Here is a 3459-nt window from a genome sequence, read left to right on the forward strand (position 1 = left end):
GGTTTGTTGGTTGTGTTGGGGGTTTGTGTGGCAAGTGTTCGGCCTATTAGTACCGGTCGGCTGGGCATTGCTGCTGTACACCTCCGGCCTATCAACCCAATAGTCTGTTGGGGGCCTTACACCCTCAAGGGGTGGGGAAACCTCATCTTGAAACGTGCTTCCCGCTTAGATGCGTTCAGCGGTTATCACTTCCGAACGTAGCTAACCAGCCCTGCACCTGGCGGTACAACTGGCACACCAGAGGTTCGTCCATCCCGGTCCTCTCGTACTAGGGACAGCCTTTCTCAAGTTTCCTACGCGCGCGGCGGATAGGGACCGAACTGTCTCACGACGTTCTAAACCCAGCTCGCGTGCCGCTTTAATGGGCGAACAGCCCAACCCTTGGGACCTACTCCAGCCCCAGGATGCGACGAGCCGACATCGAGGTGCCAAACCATCCCGTCGATATGGACTCTTGGGGAAGATCAGCCTGTTATCCCCGGGGTACCTTTTATCCGTTGAGCGACACCCCTTCCACATGGTGGTGCCGGATCACTAGTTCCGACTTTCGTCCCTGCTCGACATGTCTGTCTCACAGTCAAGCTCCCTTGTGCACTTACACTCGAAACCTGATTGCCAACCAGGCTGAGGGAACCTTTGAGCGCCTCCGTTACATTTTGGGAGGCAACCGCCCCAGTTAAACTACCCATCAGGCACTGTTCCTGAACCAGATCATGGCCCTAGGTTAGACATCTAGTACGACCAGAGTGGTATTTCAACGTTGACTCCACAACCACTGGCGTGGCTGCTTCAAAGTCTCCCACCTATCCTACACAAGCCGAACCAAACACCAATGCCAAACTATAGTAAAGGTCCCGGGGTCTTTCCGTCCTGCCGCGCGTAACGAGCATCTTTACTCGTAGTGCAATTTCGCCGAGTCCATGGTTGAGACAGCGCCCAAGTCGTTACTCCATTCGTGCAGGTCGGAACTTACCCGACAAGGAATTTCGCTACCTTAGGATGGTTATAGTTACCACCGCCGTTTACTGGGGCTTAAATTCTCAGCTTCGACTTACGTCTAACCGGTCCTCTTAACCTTCCAGCACCGGGCAGGAGTCAGTCCGTATACATCGTCTTACAACTTCGCACGGACCTGTGTTTTTAGTAAACAGTCGCTTGGGCCTGGTCTCTGCGACCCTTCACGCTTCGCCGGCAAGCGGCTACACGATCCGGGTCCCCCTTCTCCCGAAGTTACGGGGGCATTTTGCCGAGTTCCTTAACCATGGTTGTCTCGATCGCCTTGGTATTCTCTACCTGATCACCTGAGTCGGTTTGGGGTACGGGCGGCTCATGGCTCGCTAGAGGTTTTTCTCGACAGCATAGGATCACCCACTTCCCCCATCAGGGGTCGGCATCACCTCTCAGGCACGACATCGAAGTCAGAGACGCGGATTTGCCTACGTCTCGCCCTACGGGCTTACCCACGCACTACCATCGGCGTGGTTGGGCTACCTTCCTGTGTCACCCCATCGCTTGACTACTACCGGATCGGATCCCACGCTCCACATCTCCCCCTCATCCCGAAGGAATCGGTAAGAGATGCTTTGGGTGGTTAGCATCACCGGGCTCGTCATGGGCGCCATTTCGCCGGTACGGGAATATCAACCCGTTGTCCATCGACTACGCCTGTCGGCCTCGCCTTAGGTCCCGACTTACCCAGGGCAGATTAGCTTGACCCTGGAACCCTTGATCATTCGGCGCACGGGTTTCTCACCCGTGATTCGCTACTCATGCCTGCATTCTCACTCGTGTCACATCCACCACTGGATCACTCCGCAGCTTCACCCGTGACACGACGCTCCCCTACCCACCCGTGCTCCTGGACCACAAAGGCCTGGATTGACACACGGATGCCATGGCTTCGGCGGACGGCTTGAGCCCCGCTACATTGTCGGCGCGGAATCACTTGACCAGTGAGCTATTACGCACTCTTTCAAGGGTGGCTGCTTCCAAGCCAACCTCCTGGTTGTCACTGCGACTCCACATCCTTTTCCACTTAGCCGCCCCTTAGGGGCCTTAGCCGATGGTCTGGGCTGTTTCCCTCTCGACTACGAACCTTATCGCCCGCAGTCTCACTGCCACGCTCTCACTTACCGGCATTCGGAGTTTGGCTAACGTCAGTAACCTTGTAGGGCCCATCGGCTATCCAGTGCTCTACCTCCGGCAAGAAACACGCAACGCTGCACCTAAATGCATTTCGGGGAGAACCAGCTATCACGGAGTTTGATTGGCCTTTCACCCCTATCCACAGGTCATCCCCTCCATTTTCAACTGAAGTGGGTTCGGTCCTCCACGCCGTCTTACCGGCGCTTCAACCTGCCCATGGATAGATCACTCCGCTTCGGGTCTAGAGCGTGCGACTCAAGCGCCCTATTCAGACTCGCTTTCGCTACGGCTACCCCACACGGGTTAACCTCGCCACACACCGCTAACTCGCAGGCTCATTCTTCAAAAGGCACGCTGTCACCCGAACAAGTCAGGCTCCAACGGATTGTAGGCGCACGGTTTCAGGTACTATTTCACTCCCCGCCAGGGGTACTTTTCACCTTTCCCTCACGGTACTTGTCCGCTATCGGTCATCGAGGAGTATTTAGGCTTAACGGGTGGTCCCGCCAGATTCACACACCATTCCAGGAGTGGCATGTTACTTGGGAATACACCAACGGAGTCACCACCTTACGTCTACGGGGCTATCACCCGCTACGGCGCCGCTTTCCAACGACTTCGACCTCAATGATGATTTCTTACTCCGCACACCATCAGCAGCTGGTGCCAGGTACATCCCACAACCCCCACTACGCAACCCCTGCCAGGTATCACACGAAGTAGGTTTAGCCTGATCCGATTTCGCTCGCCACTACTCTCGGAATCACTTTTGTTTTCTCTTCCTGTCGGTACTGAGATGTTTCACTTCCCGACGTTCCCTCCACACACCCTATTTCATTCAGGTGCAGGTAACACGACATAACTCGTGCTGGGTTTCCCCATTCGGACATCCCCGGATCAACGCTCGGTTGCCAACTCCCCAGGGCATATCGCAGGCTCCCACGTCCTTCATCGGCTCTCGATGCCAAGGCATCCACCATGCGCCCTTACCAACTTGCCACACAAACCACCAACACACACAACAAACAAAACGCGTGCGCCAGCGGCCTGCGTCAATGAGCAAAAAAATTGATCAAGACACAAACAATCAACGATATTTCACTACAAACAAAACACACAAACAACCCACCACCCACCACCTACAAGGTGATGAGAAAGAGAGCCGATTGCGTGATCTGCTCGCGTCCACTATCCAGGAATCAAGAAACAAGAAGCCCAACCAGCGCACCCCACCCAAGAAGGGCGAGGGCGTCTGATGCCTCAGACACCCAACAGCGTGCCATACATATCTACTCACTCACTCAAGAGCTGTCG

At 55.2% G+C, this 3459-nt stretch carries 1 rRNA gene; it reads right to left on the reverse strand.

The features are described from left to right. Positions 1–26: 26 nt before the first annotated feature. Positions 27–3145 (reverse strand): 23S ribosomal RNA (locus ACAX67_RS21670). Between the last annotated feature and the right edge of the window lie 314 nt (positions 3146–3459).

Origin of the sequence: Nocardioides candidus (genome assembly GCF_041321175.1) — a bacterium.
Classification (GTDB): domain Bacteria; phylum Actinomycetota; class Actinomycetes; order Propionibacteriales; family Nocardioidaceae; genus Nocardioides.